Here is a 16,992-nt window from a genome sequence, read left to right on the forward strand (position 1 = left end):
CGGGTATCATCAAGCCTCTACTATAAGCTTAGCAAGTAATCCAATCCACCGACAAGCGCTGCCACTTGCGCTTGATTGCAAATCTCAAGGCTGGCTTTCGGACTGTCTGGGTAAACTTCTGTGGTGGTGGTATATGGCGCGCCGGTTACCCCCGCACATAAACTTAGCGCATTTAAAGGGTAGTTAATCACGCCAAATTGCACTACATCTGAGCCAATAATTTGATTTTTTTCATCGGCAGGGGCGATGTGCGTCACCTTTGCAACCGACTCAATAATTGCCTTTTGAAACTCAGGTTGTGGGTTTTGCGTATCGCCAACGGTATAAAAACCATCTGGGATATGCCCAGGCTCAAAACTTAAGCCATCGCGCGCGGCAAGGGCAGGGCGAAACTCATTTTCATCACTGTCAGTCGTTTCATGAAGGTCAAAATGGGCAAAGAAATCTTCCCCAAAGCTTGCCACAAATGCCATTAATGCGCGTGACTCTTGCGCTGGGCTATCTGCAAAGAAAGAGCGGTTTGGATCGAGCGTTTCAGGGTTCCAGCGGTTAATGACTTCATACCCCCAAGGGCTGACACAAGGCACAATGACAAAGTTAAAATCATCTTCATAGTCACTGGCATGACTTTGAGCAAAGAGCAATGCCCCTTGCACACCAGAGGTCTCATAGCCATGGACGCCGCCTGTGATTAAGATATTTGGTTTGTCATCTTTCCAGTTCTTTGTTTTTAAAGCAAATAATGGATAATTTTGGGTTTGAGTAGGAGTGTCTGGGTAGCTTAACTCACCATATTCAAGACAATCAAATTGGCTACTTAAAGTGTTTATTTTTTCAACAACTTCTGTATGATAACTACGTTTTTGTTGCTGATTTTCAAGCCATGCTTGCTTTTCTTCCGTTCCCCAAGCTTCGCCTTGGCTGCCAATTGGATAAAAATAATTGTCTGAGTTTTGCATTCAATACCTACCTGTAAATTATCTATTTATAAGCACTTTATCAGGAATCTGAGCTACATCAAAATGAATTATTTCATGCCTAAAAAGATATGGAATACTAGTTAGTTGATATTTTGCTCACCTATACCGAGCATAGGTTTTGATATCATCGGAAAAACCGAATATAAACAACTAAACAAACGATTTTTTATTCCTACTCGTTAGGAGTAAGATGAAGTTAATCGAGTCAGGTAATGGAATTATTTGGAAGGACTTATGAGTAATACAATTAAATCGTTTTTTAAATTAGAATCTGCAGGCGGCATTATTCTCGTCATCGCTGCTGCAGTCGCTATGATGGTCGCCAATTCACCTTTAGGCGAAACTTACAACCATGTGTTACACACTTACATCGGCGGTTTGTCGATTGCGCACTGGGTCAATGATGGCCTAATGGCAATTTTCTTCCTCTTGATTGGTCTTGAAGTGAAGCGTGAGCTCATGGAAGGGGCACTGAAATCAAAAGAAACCGCAATTTTCCCTGCGATTGCAGCGGTCGGCGGTATGTTATTCCCTGCGCTTATCTATGCAGGCCTTAATTACGCCGATCCCGAAGCCATTTCTGGTTGGGCGATCCCAGCTGCAACGGACATTGCTTTTGCTTTAGGTATCATGTCTTTATTAGGCAAACGCGTTCCGCTTAGCTTAAAAGTTTTCTTATTAGCATTGGCTATTATTGATGACTTAGGCGTTATCGTGATTATCGCACTTTTCTATACTTCAGAGTTGTCTCACCTTGCATTGGCTGTCGGCCTTGCAGCAACGGTTGCACTCTTTATGATGAACTCGAAGAAGGTCACAAGCATTCCTGCTTATATGATTGTTGGTTTGATCTTGTGGGTAGCGGTACTTAAATCTGGCGTTCACGCAACATTGGCTGGTGTGTTAATTGGTTTCTCTATTCCGCTACACGGTAATGTGAAAGATGGCGTGAAAGAAAAATCACCACTAAAAACACTAGAGCATGCGCTACATCCATATGTTGCATTTGGTATCTTGCCACTGTTTGCTTTCGTAAACTCTGGTATCTCACTTGCAGGTGTGTCGCTATCAGGTTTATTCTCAAACCTACCAATGGGCATTGCATTAGGCCTTCTCATTGGTAAGCCATTAGGCATCAGCTTATTTAGCTACGCGGCAATTAAACTAAAAGTTGCTAAGTTGCCAAAAGGCGTTACTTTTACCCAAATTATGGCGGTATCAGTGCTTTGCGGGATTGGTTTTACCATGTCTATCTTCATCTCATCACTTGCTTTTACAGGTGTGAGCGCAGACTTTGAAACTTACTCGAAACTAGGTATCTTGATTGGTTCAACATCGGCAGCTGTCTTAGGTTATTTCTTCTTAAGTTGCAGCTTACCAAAAGAAGCAGGTTATGAAGACCCAGCGCTGAACTAAGCCATAAGTTTCACCGAAAATAGCTTCCTTTTATTTTAGCCCCAAGTTTTTGGGGCTTTTTTTTGATTTTTATTCTGGTAAATCAAGTGATTAACTGAAATTCTTTTTAAAACACCCACCAAAACGCCTGAAAAAATGCTTTCTTCGCATCTTTTTCTATCATCAAACCATTGGTTGATAAAATACGTTCAAATGGCCATGTCATGATTTCTTGCACAGATGCGCGCAAAAGGGCTTTATTTTTAAAGTGTTGGCGACGATACAGGCTTAACCCCAACTCTTGGCGCACGCCATGGACTAAGGCATCAATTTTTTGTCCAAGTGGTAAGTGCGGCTGAAAGCCAATTAAAAGCTCTGGCATGATCAAGGTTTTGGACTCAAACTCATAGAAAAACATCTTGGTCGGACGTGAAAGGTCGCTTAACGCTGTTTGCATTAAATCATTTTGCCACAAATTGGGTGCATGTTTGGCTAAAGCGCCATCAAATCTAAGATCTGTACGCTTTTGAATTAAACCGGCAGTGCCAAATAGCCTTGCTTCTGGGTAGGCGAGCCACCAGTCTGAAAGGTAATGATGAAATTTAGGGCTTGGCGCCACAATCGCGCTAATTTGACCTAAATCTTGCATTTGTTGCTTGAGTCTTGGAGTCAATTCGATAGGATTGATCACCATCAGGCTATGATCGTCGAGTTTAACGATCATCATACGTTGCAGATGTGCAAAACCATACTCAGAATAGAAAGCATCTTGGTACCACAATTTGTTTGCTTGCCAGCACACGAGCGACCCTGCATCAGCCATGATTATTTTATCCCTACCCCTGAGCATGAAAACTGTTAAAGTGAACTTAACACATCTAAGAAAGACTAATTCTTCTAGTAGTTTAAGTCTTTTTTGCAAGATTAAGCTTGAATTAGCCGAAAGTCTATACTTAAACATTCGGCCAAGTTAACAAATTTTTCATATTATTTTATTTAACAATTAAAAGAAGGCAATGTATGTCAAATAAAGCACTGGTTGTGATCGATTTCATTAATGATATTGCAAATACCCAAAGCCAAGTCGCGGGGTGTGCGGCGCATACAGCAGAGCGTGATGTGATTGGCGCAGCAAACAAGGCGATTGCTTGGGCGCGCAAGCATAATCATATGGTCATTCAAGTGAAAGTCGGCTTTGATCAAAGTTATCACCTTCAGCCGGAACACTCGTTAATGTTTGGCAAGGCGAAAGAGTTTAATGTTTTCCAATTGGATACTTGGGGCACAGATTTTCACCCTGATTTAGATGTGCAAGAGACAGATCTAGTGATTGAAAAACCACGCGTCAATCCTTTTTATGCGACCCAGCTTGACGCTGCGCTACGCGCGAAAAAAATTGAAGATGTCTATGTTTGTGGCGTGAGCACAAGCCTTGCAATCCAATCGATGATCCGTGATGGACATGACAGAGATTACAACATGTATCTGGTTGAAGATGCGTGCAGCGCCCATGATGAAGCCGAGCATCAGGCGGGCGTGAAGCTGCTTGAGCGTGTCTGTCGTCAAGTGCAATCAAGCGAATTAGTCTAAATTCAATGTGATATAACGCTTTTTTGTTGATCTATTCATCAGTAAAAGCGTTATATATTTATTTTTTCGAGTGACTATACGCCAACCGGTGATATTGTTTATAGCAACTCAAGTTCACCGCTTGGCTGTGTGGTGAACTAATCCATACGCTTAATTTTTAAAGCTGCGCCCAAAGGTTTGGGTACAAGGCATTAAATTAGTAATTATATCGACTTAAGGGAGGGCGCAGGCTTTCCCTTTTTTTGTGTGTTTACGGTATACTAAAGTTTTGATTAATCTTTAGAGCCTTATGTCACATTCACTTCTAAACAAACAAAGCTTACTGAAAATTGCGCGGATGCAGATGCCATTTGGCAAATATGCCGGCAGACATTTAATTGACTTACCTGAAGAGTATTTACTTTGGTTTGATAAAAAAGGCTTTCCAGAAGGGGAGCTTGGGGAGTTATTGAAACTGACTCTAGCACTCAAAATTGAAGGACTAGAGTCAGTGGTGAGGCCGCTCAAATACGGGTTACATTAACCCAAAGCCTTTCAAAAATGCAATCCCAAGAGTACAAGTCATGAGCGATGCGATCGTTGTCAGGGCAATAATGTTTGCCGCCATGGTAGCATTCGCGCCCATTGCTCTTGCCATCACATAACTTGCCGCAGCCGTTGGGGTGGCAGTCATAAAGAATAACAAGCCTAAATAAATATCGCGTAAGCCTGCAAAATAACCAATCGCGACGATAAAAATTGGATTCAAAATAAGCTTATATATTGTTGAAATCCAAGGGCCTTTCGAGCTTTTACGAAAACTTTTTAGATCGATTGAGCCGCCGGTACATAAGAGCGCTAACGGAAGCGTCATGTCGGCTAAATAATGCCCTGTTTGCTCAAGCATAGATGGCAGAGGAATGCCGGTTGCTTTATAAGCAAAGGCGAAAGCAATCGAGATGATCAGCGGGTTTTTGAGCATAGAAGCCAGCAAGGATTTAATGCTTTCCGATTTATTTTGATTACTATCTGGAGGCGTCAGCGCTATCACGGCCAAAATATTATATAAAATCGTACACACCCCAACATAAATTGCTGCCAGTGCAATTCCATCTGAGCCATAAGCATTCGCGACATAGGCGAGCGCCACAATCCCTGTATTTGAACGATAGCCACCTTGCAAAATCACGCTGTGATCGGCATGCGGATAACCAAAAGGTTTCAAGCTAAAGTGGGCAAAGAAAAAGAATAGTAAATTACCAAGTAAGCCCACAGTGATAAGTGGCAACTGGGTCATATCTAAGCTTGGGGAATCTAAGATATTTAAAAACAATAGTGCAGGCAGGGTGACTTGGAAAACTAGCTTGGAGCCAATTGCGATAAAGGTATCATCAAACAATTTGACGCGGCGTAAAAACATCCCCAGAAAGAGCATTAAACAGATGGGCATGGTGATAGATAGGGAAAACATCAGTGCGTCGAGCATACTTGCCTCAAGCTAACAGTTTGTTGATAAAAGAATTTGTATTATTACATAATCTTAAGTGAAGAGGTATGAAAAACAAAAAAAGCGAACCAACAAAAATGCTGATCCGCTTTTCAGTTTCTTTCGCCTATTAACCTAAGTTAATGAGACTTAAGCTGTTGTGAACTTAGGCGGCTCAAACGCTGTTAGTTCTGGCGCTTCACCGACAAACTTCTCAACACGTACGATACCTGAGTTACCACAGTTACCATTGCCAAGACGTGAGGTTGGAATATCCATAGTGAGGACATTCACGCCGCCATTTTTACAGATGCCAGTTTGTGGATCAAGATCTGGCCATGCACCTTCGTGCAGACACACGCTGCCTTGTTTGATGCCATCCGATACGAATGCACCTGCAAGCACTTGACCACGGTTGTTAAACACGCGTACCAAATCACCATCTTTGATCCCACGCGCTTTTGCGTCCTCTGGGTGGATAGTAAGTGGTTCACGATTTTGCACTGCGTATTCTTTACGAATGTCCGCATAGTTAAATTGGCTGTGCAAACGGTGCGCCGCGTGCGAGCTCATTAACTGCAAGTGATCATCATTTGTACGCAGTGCCCACTCAGTTGGTTCAATCCAAGTTGGGTGCGGTGGACAATCTTCAAGGTTATAGCCTTCAATCGTTTTTGAGTAGATTTCAATCTTACCACTTGGCGTACCCAATGGGTTTAAGATAGGATCTTCACGGAAATCAGCATAACGCACAAATTGTGCATTCTTCTCATTCCATTTCATCTCAATCAGCTCATTTGCTTCCCAGAATTTAGAGAAGTTGATCATCGGCACACGTGCGTTACGACCACCTTGTTGCGCTGTTTTATAGAAATCGCGTAGCCATTCCATCACAGTTTTGCCTTCGGTGTAGGCATCACGGCCACCCGGCGCAAGAAGCTCCGCCATGTCCGCAAACACTTGGAAGTCATCACGTGCTTCACCTTGTGGCTCAACCACTTTCTTCATTGGCACTAGGTGTTGGTTCGAGTAGTCACCCGTCATGGTTAAATCATCACGCTCAAAGGTGGTGGTGATAGGCAATACGATATCCGCATGTTTTGCCGCCGCCGTCCAGTAAGGTTCTGAAATCACGATAAGTTCAGGTTTTTGCCACGCTTCAATCAAACGGTTTGTGTCTTGGTGATGCGTAAAGTTCGCGCCACCTGCCCACCAGATCATTTTCAGCTCTGGGAAGGTCATTTGATGGCCGTTATGGAAGTATTGACCACCTGGGTTTTCCAAACACTCAACGATACGCGCCACAGGGAAGGCTGCAACTGAGCTTTGTGATGCCCAGTCATTGCCACTTGTGCCTGAGCTGCTTAGGCTTGGTGAAATCGCAGGAAGAACGCCTGCATCACGCGCTGGGTTACCACCATTTGAATAGTGATAAGAATAACCAAAGCCGCCACCCGGTAGACCAATTTGGCCAAGCATTGCTGCAAGGGTGGTTAGCATCCAGTGACGCTGCTCACCATATTGCTGACGCTGCATGCCCCAACCAGCCATAAGCATGGTGCGGTTTTCTTTGAAAATTTTCGCAAGCAGTTCAATTTGCGCAGCAGGGACGCCACAAACGCTTTCAGCCCATTTGCTGTCTTTTACTGTGCCATCTTCAGTGCCAAGTAGATAAGCTTCAAACTTATCATAGCCTTCAGTGTATTTACCTAGGAATTCAGTGTCATGCATCTTGTTTTTCACAAGCGTATGCGCAACACCTAGCATCATTGCCACATCTGTTTGTGGGTGCGGCGCAATCCACTGGGCATTGTCGCCAAAGAACTCAGCCGTTTCTGAGCGCATTGGGTCAATGATGATGACTTGCTTGCCAGATTTTTTCAGCTGGTGGAAGAACTCAAGACCTTGACCATCCGTTGAAGACCAAGCAATTTTAAGCGTGTTCAATGGGTTAAGACCCCAAAGTACGACAACTTTACTGTGCTCAAGTACAACAGGGTAAGTGGTTTGTTGATCGTATACTTCAACCCCACCCACAACGTGTGGCATGATCACCTGCGCAGCGCCTGTTGAGTAGTCACCCATGTGACCACAATAACCGCCAGCCATGCTCATGTAGCGTTGAAGCAGCGTTTGCGCTTTGTGCAGAACGCCTGATGAACGCCAGCCATACGAGCCAGCAAATACTGATTCTGGGCCGTAAGATTTACGGATACGCATGTGTTGTTCGTGAATCAGCTTATAAGCCTCATCCCAAGACACTTGCACAAACTCATCAGATCCGCGGCGACCAGTTGGCGCGCTTGGGTTTTCTAAAAAGCCTTTACGCACCATTGGATGCGCCACACGTGCTTTAGTATGCACTTGTGATGGACCTGTGGTTTGCAAGCTGTTTGGCACGGTTTGCGCAAGACCAGATTTGGTCTCAACCAGTTTGCCATCTTCAACTTTACATAGCAGTGGCCCCATACGACCAGCGGTTAAAATTAAATTATCCGTACGGCCAGCAGCGCTAGCTTTAAGCGGAGTGATAGAGCTAATCGCCAAAGCACCAGCTGTTGCGCCTGTGCCTTTTAAAAATCCGCGGCGTGAAATAGTAGTCATGTTCTCACTCCTTTCTTATTCGTGACCAGCAACGTCTTTCGCATTGCTTTGGAAGAATTTAGTTAAGATCTCAAGGTTAAGATCCGAGATATCTGTACGGCTACCCATACTTTTCGCAACAGGGCCCCACGCATTCACGGTGAAGTGATTTGGTGCGATCTTCGCGTGACACGTTGAGCAATAAACGTTATCTAGCTCTTCGGCATAGTCCCAAAGTGGTTTGTTAGAAGCTAGAACATCTGCTTCAATCTCACCGGTTAAGCTTGCTGGGCGCCATTCGTTGCCGTAGCTATCTGTGGTCGCTTCGCCAAGTTTAACTGCTGCTTGACCTTTTTCAGTTAAGGTTGCCAAAATTGAACGTTTGCCTTCACCCATGTAGATCACAGATTCAGCGCCTTTCATTTGATAGCCAGAAACAGTCACGGTGCGCTTGTTGCCATCCGTATTGTTAACGGCTAGCTCAACAGTTGGGTTGATGGTTGCTAAATCGCCCATTTCAACTGTGTTGATTGGGTAGACGGCTGGCGCATCTTGTGGGGTTTCTTTTGCAAGATCAAATAGGTGATCAAATGCAGACGTATCAAGTTTTGCTTGTGGCGCAAAGTGAGCGACACCTTTGTGGCAATCGATACAAGTTTGATCATTTTCTTGCGCATATTGGTGCATATCACGTGCACCTTGTGATTGGTCATATTCTTCCATTGCATCAAAGCTATGGCATGAACGGCACGAAGCAGAGTCGTTATCTTTAAACTGCGCCCAAACGGTTTCCGCCATTTCCATACGATGTTCTTCGTATTTCTCTGGGGTATCAATCTTACCGGTCACAAACTCGTGATAGATATCTTTTGATGCGCGCACTTTTGCTACTAAGTAGTCAAACGTATCTGGCGGGAGGTGGCAATCTGCACATTCTGCGCGAATACCTTTTTCATTACTATAGTGAACTGAGCCTTGATACTCTTTATAAGGTTGTTCCATAGAGTGACATGAGAGACAGAACTCAGTGTCTGAAGTGGCGTGAAGCACCGCTGCCGTACCGCCCATAGTGAGCCAGCCGATTGCAATACATACCACAGCGCCGAGGGCGAGGTAACGTTTTTTCATCTTTGCTTCCTTTTATGTTTTTATAACCCAATTATGTTTTTATAACCTAAATATAGCTTAATCAGTCCTACTTAGGGGGTATGTTAAGTTTAACACCAAAGAAGTAGTTTTGTGAGGGTTATTCAAATCTTATTTTGCGAAAACGTACTGATTGTTTTCTTTTTAATCAGATAGTTACTTGACTAAAACACTAGGTTTTGAACGCTTTGTAAACAAAAGTTTAAAAAACCTGAAAGTTATTGTTGATTTGCTCTGTCTCTATTCATAACCTGACGGGAAGATTAGCATTTCATCCCTAAGGTTACTTGGTAAATGTTTCCAGTCCATGCATTTATCAAGTTTGCATCATTACATTTTAGGTAAGGCGCTTCAGGAAGAAGTTGATTGTTACCAACAGCAAGCCATAGCAAATTTTGTTATGGCTTTTTTGTGCCCCAAAGATGTGTGTCGGGATAAAAATATTTGCTTCGGGCATAAAAAAACTGCCCCAAGTGAAAGACTTAGAGGCAGTTTTTATTTATCGTTTTATATAGCAACTATAAGTTTAGTTCGTTGGATATTCACTCCAAGAGTTACCATCTAAACTTACATAGACTTTGCCTTGGAACTCCATCACAGTGCTGCCCGAGTTTTGTGCAACGAGATCTGTCTCTGGTAAATCCGCTGCCAGAGCATTGGGATCAAAACTTTCTTTGCTGTATAAGTCTTGCGACAAAATACGTCCAAGAAGCTCTGAAATTGCCAAGTGGCTTGATGGCTGCTCAACATGCACAGTTTTACCTGTTGATTTCAAGTTCTCACCAAAAATCTTTAGACCAACGGGTGTATGCACAATACTTTTTGCTGGGATCTCACGCATTCCTGGAATTTGCATTTTATCACCACGCATTCCCGCGCCATGCTCAGGCACAAGCACCACAACGATGTTACGCTTTGATTCTTTTAAGGTTTGGAAGAAATCATACAGATCATCAAGCATATTCTTCAGACGAATTTTATAACCCGGCAGACCGGTTTGATCGCTTGCGCCAATAATGCGGTTCCCATCGTGCAGTGAAATGGTATTAAACAAGGTGACCACTTGCTGGCTTGGATCTTTCTCACGGTTTTGTAGCCAACGATTTAAAACGTCTTTATCACGATATATTTGCGAGCCATCAAACACAGTTTGATAGGGTTTTAAACCATCGTGCGAGGCTAAGTTTGATTTTAAGTGTCCATCTTCTTGTAACAGGCCAATAAAGTTATCAAAGCGGCCGTCATGGTTCATGATAAAGTCTTGTTTGAAACCTAATTTTGCTAAATTATCAAACAGGTAGCATTTTTCATCTTGTGCTGGTTCAAAGAGTTTTGAGTGCGGCACTTGGCCACAGCCTGCGCGTAGCAAACGTACGACCGCCGGGCCACTGTATGAGGTGGCAGCGCTAAAGTTGTCGAACATAATGTCGAATTCTTTAAACAATTTGTGATCTTTTAAGCCTGCAATTTCAATATCATCCCACGCCACCGAGCAGATGCTTAAAAATAACACATCAAATGGGGCACTTGGCGCAGCCTCTGGGAAATCAGCAATACGGCTTTGCTCTTTCTCAAAGAAGGCATCACGCGCTTGGTTTAATACATCATCGGTGACATTTGCCACTTGCTGCGCCGGCGCAGTTTGACCACTTGCTGCATTCGCTGTGCTTGGCGCAGCTTGCGCTATATTTGCTTGCGGGGCAGGGCTTGGTTTTGGCACGGCAATATAAATCATCGCCAATATCACAAACACGGATACGCGCAGCACCTTGTTTAGCACTATATATGCTGCGATCACGACAAATACAGCAATCAAGGCTTGGAGGGAGATAAAACGTCCCATCAGCTCGATTAGATAATCCAGTTTAAAGTCTAACAGCTGGCCGATTTGCGCCCATAAGCGTTCTAGTGGCGGTAAAAAGGAGTCATAGTGAGCCAAATAAAAGCCGATAATCACCGCAATCACTTGACGGCCAATACGTAAATACGACTTTTGCAAAGGAATTAATAAAAAGAAGGCAAAAGCAATATTTTCTAATGGATGAAAGCCAATAATGCCTTGCGAAAATAAGCCAAGCTTAATAATAAAGTAGATATTCCACCAACCAAGGCCAAGTAATTGCCATGTTGGGACTTGTGTTTTATTCATATATCTTATTCGTCTTCTTCAAAAGTATATTGTTGGAGATATTTCGGGCGGCGCAAGCGATAAGCTAATTTCTTACGTACAAAAATCATCACATCACGGAATAAAAAGCCGGCTAAAAAGCCAACCCCAAGCGCACAAAATACGGTGATTAAAAAGTCAGAAATATTCATGCATCACTCCAAGGGGTATGGGTTGCAAAGTGTATCTGAGTGGATTGTTTATCTTCTGAAACCACATCTTTAGGAGAAAAGTAAGCGTCAAGTATTTTGCTATCAAAGCTAATATCCACACCATGATCTTGAATATAGGTGAGTTCGTGTTCGATGCGGTTAATGGTGATGAAATTTTGTTGGGATAAAAACGCATCGCCAACTGGAATTCTAAAAATATTTTTTAGCGCAACACTAATATTATTTTCACGCACAGAGTTTAGCAGTAAATAAATACTATCTTCACAAGTGGTAATAATATCACCATCACGTTTTATATCCCACATACTTAAATATGCGCTCATCTCTATGTTGGGCATGGTGTTAAATTTAATTAATGCAAATTGAGTTTGAGACTCATCATAGCGGGCGATTAACTCTTTGACATGCTCAAGAAAGATAGCATTTGGTACATAGCCTTTGCGCCCTGAGCTGGTGTGGAAGGTGAGCAAGTGCTCCACCGAGCTTGGCAAGTTACGTTTAAGAACTTGGCCTTGCAAGGTTTCAAGCATATTTAAAAAGCGCGCATAGTTGATATTTGAGCCAATGATGACATTTGCGCCAGCTTTGGTTAAAAACATTTCATCAGAATAGCGCAAGCATTGGCGAATTTCGCGAATTGCAATTTTCAAATTTTCACCATATTTACGGCGCAAGCGCAAGCAGAGCACGCCGAGGGCCTTCACTTCTGATTGCTCAGAAAGACTAAAAACGACAGTGCCATAATCAGAGATATGCATATCTAACACATCTTGATTCGACTCAAATATATGCAAATTATCCGAGCTCGATTGCTGGCTAGCCTGTGCATATTTAGACATGTAAATTTGTGAATCATCTGTAATTTGCGCGCCGTCATCAACTTGATTGACAGGGTCTTTTAAGCTCAAACGATTGAGCTCATCTTTATAAACCAAATCATATTGTTTGTCATAAAATAAGCCGGCATGTGAAGACCAAAAATGCACATTTAAATAGCGATGATTTTGATCTATGGCTTGCAGGTTTAAAAGCCCAGAATACAGCTCAGGGTAGCGCATGATTTCGCTATGCATGAACTGGTGCTCGTAACCATGGATCACGACTAAAATAGGTTTTTTAAATTTATGCGAAATCTTACGCACTATATGTGCAAATGCATGCCGGCGTTTAAAATCTGAATCCACCAGAACTTGATCGGGAAAGACTAAAATAGGTAAGCCTTTTGGCGCAAAGTTGATTTTATCAAGATCGCTTGCAATCGTCTCCAAGCTTTCTTTCGCAACGCTTTCACCTAAAAAATACACACTTTGGCAGTGTTGTTTTAGGGTTTGTTTGATGTGTTTGAGAGCAGGTTTGTCGTAGCCGCGTTTAAATTTATCCCAAGCTGCAATGTATACAAAGTGCGCATCTTGCTCTTTCTCAAGCAAACTATCTATATAAGCTGTCGATAAATACTGGCTACTGACGGTGTGGATATAGAGGTTTGGGGCCATATTTTTGGAGGAAAGATAATCAAGATCGAACATAATGGACTCAAAGTTGCACAAAAAGGTAGTGCGATGGATTATAAACAAAAAAAAGTAAACTTAATATGCTTTTTTACTTATAAAAAACTTAAAAATTGATATAATTTAACATTCATAACTATTATTTATTGTGTGACTATTACGAATGAATATATAGAATGAAATAACCTTGATTTATAAGGTTTATCAATAGATAAAAACGCTAGACACGAATATATTTTTGTTGAAACAATGTTTATTAAACTTTTGACAATTGACACTTTAGATCAAAGCGTTTCAGTTCATCCTGAACGTTGAGACAAGTAACCAACTAGGCGCGCACATAACTTATGTCTAAAAAAGAGCTAAGCCAAGATATCAACCTGTTATTTGAGGCTTATGAAACCAAACCACAACGTTATCTTGAAATCACCGAAAAAGAGCGTTATCAAGCGGTAAAAAACAAATGGAAAGGTTTGCTCGCAACCCCAGAAAAACGCTTACATAAAATGCGTTCGGCATCCCAACACAAGGAACAAGACAAGTGAAACGTATCATTATCTTTAGTTCGCGTGGGGGAACCGGTGCAACCAGTGTCGCCGCCAATTTAACGAGTGCGCTCAATGCCGTTGGCCAATCAAGCTATGTGATTGATATGAATCCGCAAAATGTGCTGCGTTTGCATTTTGCGATGGATATTCATGATGCCAATGGGTGGGCTGTTGAGGCGGCAAATCACGCGCTGAAAACCGAAACATTGCAAGCGGGGCAATTATCCTCAAGTGAAATCAATCAAGCATGGCTTGGCTCTGTGTACAGCTCAAAGCGTCAAGTCGCGTTTGCGCCGTATGGCAACCTTGACGCCGCGCAAAGCCAAGCCTTGGCACAGGCATTGCGAGATCAGCCAAATGTATTGGCCGAAAGCTTGACCCCACCGGCGAGCAAAGCAGAAGCGTGGCAGCTAATTTTGTTACCTGCATTGGAAGTGATGCAAGCGGCGCATTATGCCCTATGCCAAAGCGCCGATCTGGTATTGTGTGTGGGCTGCGCGGATTTTCAACATTATGCTTTATTACCTAATAGTCAGCCGCTGCAAAACTTAGCTAAAGTGTGCGATGTGCAAGTGCTTCTCAACCGTGTGGAAGCGACTGCCAGTTATAGCCGTGATATGCGGATTATTTTTGAGCAAGAACTGGAAAGCCTAGTGCCTGTGTATCTGCATCAAGATACCTCGATAAACGATGCACTGTTAAACCTCATGCCTGTGATTGACTATGCGCCATATAGCCAAGCTGCGCGTGATTTTAACTCGCTTGCATTTTGGTGCATGTCTTTGTTAAACCGCGAAAACTTCGCTGCAGCAACGGAAAATGCCGATGTTTGATTGGACTGCGCTATTTTTTCAGCCACAGGTTGTGGCGATATTTCGTCAGCAGCTTAAATTCTATGCGCGTGGCCGTGTAGTCTCGCCAATGGGCAAACTTTGCCTTGGGCTTTGGCTTATCTTTTCCTTTATCTTTTTAAAACCAGAGTTGCCGCGCGTTGGCGAAAGTTGGAAGTTTTTATACCACGCATACCCGCAAATTGACTGGTCACGCCCACGCCTGTTTGATCTGCTTCGTTTTGTGATTCAAAGCGTATGGCTGCTGCTGGTGCCACAAACGGCGCGTAAGAACTTGGCTCAAGTTGATTTTGTATCCCCGCTGCAACGCTTTGGCGGTGGGATCAAAAAAGTCTTTTACTTGCCACTAACCAGCCTGACTAACTTCGTCTTATTACTTGAATCGCGCGCTGAGCAAGGTGTTGATTTAAAAGATGAAAATGTGCAAAAGGCGGAGCGCGTTAGCCGTATGTTTGATATCGTATTAAGCATTGTGGTGGTGGCGATGGCGTTTTTAAGCGTCACGGTTCCTTTTGATACCGCGTCACAACTGCTGTTTATCGGTATTTTGTGGGTCTTGGTGATGATGTTTCGCCGCATGCCGGGACGCTTTGCGACCATTTTGATGATAGTGCTTTCGGTGACCGTGTCGTGCCGTTATATCTGGTGGCGCTATACCTCAAGCCTAAACTGGGATGATGCCTTAGGACTTGGCCTTGGGATTGTCTTATTATTGGCAGAAACCTATGCCTTTATCGTCTTGCTTTTAGGTTATTTTCAAAATATCTGGCCACTTAAACGTAAGCCTGCCGAAATCCAAGCCTCGCCTGAAACTTGGCCAACAATTGATCTTTTTGTCCCGACGTATAATGAAGATTTAAGCGTGGTGCGCGCAACCGTGTATGCCGCGCTGGGCATCGACTGGCCAAAAGAGAAGCTCAAGGTTTACATTTTAGATGATGGCAAACGCGACAGCTTTAAAGAATTTGCTGAGCAGGCCGGGGTCGGTTATATCCGTCGCCCAACCAATGAGCACGCCAAAGCCGGTAACATCAACTATGCGTTAAAACACACAGATGGCGAGTTTGTGGCCATTTTTGACTGTGACCACATCCCAACCCGTGCATTTTTCCAGTTAACGATGGGCTGGTTTGAAAAAGATAAAAACTTGGCGATGATTCAAACGCCGCACCACTTTTTCTCGCCGGATCCATTTGAGCGTAACTTGTCAAACTTTCGTGATGTGCCAAACGAAGGCAACTTATTCTATGGCCTCATCCAAGACGGGAATGACTTGTGGGATGCCACCTTCTTCTGCGGATCGTGCGCGATTATTCGCCGTGGTCCATTGCTTGAAGTTGGCGGCATTGCAGTGGAAACCGTCACCGAAGATGCGCACACCTCATTGCGTATGCACCGTTTGGGCTATCGCTCGGCATATCTGCGTAAGCCGCTTTCAGCCGGGCTTGCGACCGAAACCTTGTCTGCCCACATTGGTCAGCGGATCCGTTGGGCGCGCGGCATGGCGCAGATTTTTAGAGTCGATAATCCATTTATGGGCAAAGGCTTACGTTGGCAACAGCGTTTATGTTATGCCAATGCGATGCTGCACTTTTTATCTGGGATCCCAAGGATTATCTTCTTGCTCGCGCCGCTCGCATTTTTGATTTTGCATACCTATATCATTTATGCCCCAGCGCTCGCGATTCTACTAAACGTCTTGCCTCATATGATTCATGCCAACATTACCAACTCGCGCATGCAGGGTGAATATCGCTATTCATTTTGGGGGGAGGTGTATGAAACTGTGCTTTCTTGGTACATTGCGCGTCCCACCACAGTGGCACTTTTTGCGCCGCATAAAGGGACTTTTAACGTGACCGCAAAAGGCGGCTTGATTGAAAATGTTCACTATGACTGGCAAATCACTAAACCTTATTTAGCCTTAGTTGGGCTTAATGTATTAGGGGTTGCGTACGGGATTTATCGCCTGTTTTGGGGCGATCCGCAAGAAATTGGCAGTACGATTGTGAACATGCTTTGGGTGTTCTACAACTTATTGATTTTAGGCGGCGCTGTCGCGGTGGCAGAAGAATCCAAGCAAATTCGTAAAGATCACCGCGTGGTGGTGGATATCCCGATGAGCATTCGCCTCAAGTCAGGCCATGTGATTTGCGCAACGATGAAAGATTTCTCCCTTGGCGGCTGCCGAGTTGAGCTTCCAGAGCCGATTCATTCAGCCCAAGGTTATGAATTTGATATTATTTTAGAGCGTGCAGGGCAAAAACTTAGCTTCCCTGTGCACGTCACTTATAGCCATGGCAAAGTGCTTGGTTTGCAATTAAATTCACTGACTAATCAACAACAAATTGATTATGTGCAGTGCACTTTTGCAAGAGCCGACACTTGGTCGCAATGGCAAAGTGGTTATCAAGCGGATAAACCTCTACTGAGTATGTGGCGCGTGCTTCAAATCGGTAGCCAAGGTTATTATCGACTCATGAAACATGGCCCTTGGTGTATCCGTATCCCAAGTATGATTATCGGCCATATTTTTAAATTTATTGCCTCGTTTAAACCGAGTTTTATTAGTCTGAAAGGTTAGTA

Annotated in this window: 14 protein-coding genes; 6 read left to right on the forward strand and 8 right to left on the reverse strand. The window is 43.5% G+C overall.

What is annotated here, in order from left to right; all coding sequences use genetic code 11:
• Positions 1 to 20: 20 nt before the first annotated feature.
• Positions 21 to 959, reverse strand: coding sequence for a M14 family metallopeptidase (locus AC2VOY_RS14005; RefSeq protein ID WP_491833189.1), 939 nt, complete (start codon positions 957 to 959; stop codon positions 21 to 23).
• A gap of 255 nt (positions 960 to 1,214) precedes the next feature.
• On the opposite strand from AC2VOY_RS14005, the gene nhaA reads away from it, so the two are divergent.
• Positions 1,215 to 2,396: a Na+/H+ antiporter NhaA gene (gene nhaA / locus AC2VOY_RS14010; RefSeq protein ID WP_491833190.1), complete on the forward strand. Its 1,182-nt coding sequence runs from the start codon at positions 1,215 to 1,217 to the stop codon at positions 2,394 to 2,396.
• A gap of 106 nt (positions 2,397 to 2,502) precedes the next feature.
• Here nhaA and AC2VOY_RS14015 read toward each other — a convergent pair whose 3' ends face one another.
• Positions 2,503 to 3,198 carry a hypothetical protein gene (locus AC2VOY_RS14015; RefSeq protein ID WP_491833191.1) on the reverse strand — a complete coding sequence of 232 codons (696 nt, stop codon included), beginning with the start codon at positions 3,196 to 3,198 and terminating at the stop codon, positions 2,503 to 2,505.
• A 197-nt stretch (positions 3,199 to 3,395) separates the two neighbouring features.
• Between AC2VOY_RS14015 and AC2VOY_RS14020 the strand changes: the two genes are divergently transcribed.
• A complete protein-coding gene (locus tag AC2VOY_RS14020; RefSeq protein WP_491833192.1) occupies positions 3,396 to 3,965 on the forward strand; it encodes a cysteine hydrolase family protein in 570 nt (189 codons plus the stop codon).
• Positions 3,966 to 4,254: 289 nt separating this feature from the next.
• The gene (locus AC2VOY_RS14025) at positions 4,255 to 4,488 is read left to right on the forward strand and encodes a DUF3820 family protein (protein WP_491833193.1); all 234 of its coding nucleotides are present in this window, start codon (positions 4,255 to 4,257) and stop codon (positions 4,486 to 4,488) included.
• On the opposite strand, the gene AC2VOY_RS14030 is transcribed toward AC2VOY_RS14025, so the two are convergent.
• The 6 genes from AC2VOY_RS14030 to bcsE form a co-directional block, all read right to left on the reverse strand.
• The gene (locus AC2VOY_RS14030; RefSeq protein ID WP_491833194.1) at positions 4,480 to 5,430 is read right to left on the reverse strand and encodes an AEC family transporter; all 951 of its coding nucleotides are present in this window, start codon (positions 5,428 to 5,430) and stop codon (positions 4,480 to 4,482) included. The genes AC2VOY_RS14025 and AC2VOY_RS14030 overlap by 9 nt on opposite strands.
• Before the next feature lie 150 nt (positions 5,431 to 5,580).
• Positions 5,581 to 8,034 (reverse strand): molybdopterin guanine dinucleotide-containing S/N-oxide reductase, encoded by a 2,454-nt coding sequence (locus AC2VOY_RS14035; protein ID WP_491833195.1) that lies wholly within the window; start codon positions 8,032 to 8,034, stop codon positions 5,581 to 5,583.
• Between the two features lie 15 nt (positions 8,035 to 8,049).
• Positions 8,050 to 9,141: a NapC/NirT family cytochrome c gene (locus tag AC2VOY_RS14040; RefSeq protein WP_491833196.1), complete on the reverse strand. Its 1,092-nt coding sequence runs from the start codon at positions 9,139 to 9,141 to the stop codon at positions 8,050 to 8,052.
• A 544-nt stretch (positions 9,142 to 9,685) separates the two neighbouring features.
• On the reverse strand, positions 9,686 to 11,308 hold the full coding sequence (gene bcsG, locus AC2VOY_RS14045) for a cellulose biosynthesis protein BcsG (RefSeq protein ID WP_491833197.1): 1,623 nt from the start codon (positions 11,306 to 11,308) through the stop codon (positions 9,686 to 9,688).
• A gap of 5 nt (positions 11,309 to 11,313) precedes the next feature.
• On the reverse strand, positions 11,314 to 11,478 hold the full coding sequence (locus AC2VOY_RS14050; protein ID WP_491833198.1) for a hypothetical protein: 165 nt from the start codon (positions 11,476 to 11,478) through the stop codon (positions 11,314 to 11,316).
• A complete protein-coding gene (bcsE, locus tag AC2VOY_RS14055; RefSeq protein ID WP_491833199.1) occupies positions 11,475 to 13,025 on the reverse strand; it encodes a cellulose biosynthesis protein BcsE in 1,551 nt (516 codons plus the stop codon). Before bcsE ends, AC2VOY_RS14050 begins: the two co-directional genes overlap by 4 nt.
• Before the next feature lie 329 nt (positions 13,026 to 13,354).
• Between bcsE and AC2VOY_RS14060 the strand changes: the two genes are divergently transcribed.
• The 3 genes from AC2VOY_RS14060 to bcsA are packed head-to-tail and all read left to right on the forward strand — an operon-like array spanning position 13,355 to position 16,990.
• A complete protein-coding gene (locus AC2VOY_RS14060; RefSeq protein WP_491833200.1) occupies positions 13,355 to 13,552 on the forward strand; it encodes a hypothetical protein in 198 nt (65 codons plus the stop codon).
• Entirely contained in the window at positions 13,549 to 14,388 is an 840-nt protein-coding gene (locus AC2VOY_RS14065) for a cellulose synthase operon protein YhjQ/BcsQ (RefSeq protein WP_491833201.1), read from the forward strand. The genes AC2VOY_RS14060 and AC2VOY_RS14065 overlap by 4 nt, the downstream gene beginning before the upstream one ends.
• On the forward strand, positions 14,381 to 16,990 hold the full coding sequence (bcsA, locus tag AC2VOY_RS14070) for a UDP-forming cellulose synthase catalytic subunit (RefSeq protein ID WP_491833202.1): 2,610 nt from the start codon (positions 14,381 to 14,383) through the stop codon (positions 16,988 to 16,990). The genes AC2VOY_RS14065 and bcsA overlap by 8 nt, the downstream gene beginning before the upstream one ends.
• Positions 16,991 to 16,992 lie beyond the last annotated feature (2 nt).

The organism is Vibrio sp. KMM 9700 (genome assembly GCF_058545285.1).

Bases quoted from the DNA above. Each gene is read 5' to 3' on its own strand.
- bcsG (WP_491833197.1), bottom strand. From the start codon at position 11,308: ATGAATAAAACACAAGTCCCAACATGGCAATTACTTGGCCTTGGTTGG.
- bcsA (WP_491833202.1), top strand. From the start codon at position 14,381: ATGTTTGATTGGACTGCGCTATTTTTTCAGCCACAGGTTGTGGCGATA.
- AC2VOY_RS14005 (WP_491833189.1), bottom strand. From the start codon at position 959: ATGCAAAACTCAGACAATTATTTTTATCCAATTGGCAGCCAAGGCGAA.
- AC2VOY_RS14030 (WP_491833194.1), bottom strand. From the start codon at position 5,430: ATGCTCGACGCACTGATGTTTTCCCTATCTATCACCATGCCCATCTGT.
- AC2VOY_RS14020 (WP_491833192.1), top strand. From the start codon at position 3,396: ATGTCAAATAAAGCACTGGTTGTGATCGATTTCATTAATGATATTGCA.
- nhaA (WP_491833190.1), top strand. From the start codon at position 1,215: ATGAGTAATACAATTAAATCGTTTTTTAAATTAGAATCTGCAGGCGGC.
- AC2VOY_RS14040 (WP_491833196.1), bottom strand. From the start codon at position 9,141: ATGAAAAAACGTTACCTCGCCCTCGGCGCTGTGGTATGTATTGCAATC.
- AC2VOY_RS14060 (WP_491833200.1), top strand. From the start codon at position 13,355: ATGTCTAAAAAAGAGCTAAGCCAAGATATCAACCTGTTATTTGAGGCT.
- AC2VOY_RS14035 (WP_491833195.1), bottom strand. From the start codon at position 8,034: ATGACTACTATTTCACGCCGCGGATTTTTAAAAGGCACAGGCGCAACA.
- AC2VOY_RS14050 (WP_491833198.1), bottom strand. From the start codon at position 11,478: ATGAATATTTCTGACTTTTTAATCACCGTATTTTGTGCGCTTGGGGTT.
- AC2VOY_RS14025 (WP_491833193.1), top strand. From the start codon at position 4,255: ATGTCACATTCACTTCTAAACAAACAAAGCTTACTGAAAATTGCGCGG.
- AC2VOY_RS14015 (WP_491833191.1), bottom strand. From the start codon at position 3,198: ATGGCTGATGCAGGGTCGCTCGTGTGCTGGCAAGCAAACAAATTGTGG.
- bcsE (WP_491833199.1), bottom strand. From the start codon at position 13,025: ATGTTCGATCTTGATTATCTTTCCTCCAAAAATATGGCCCCAAACCTC.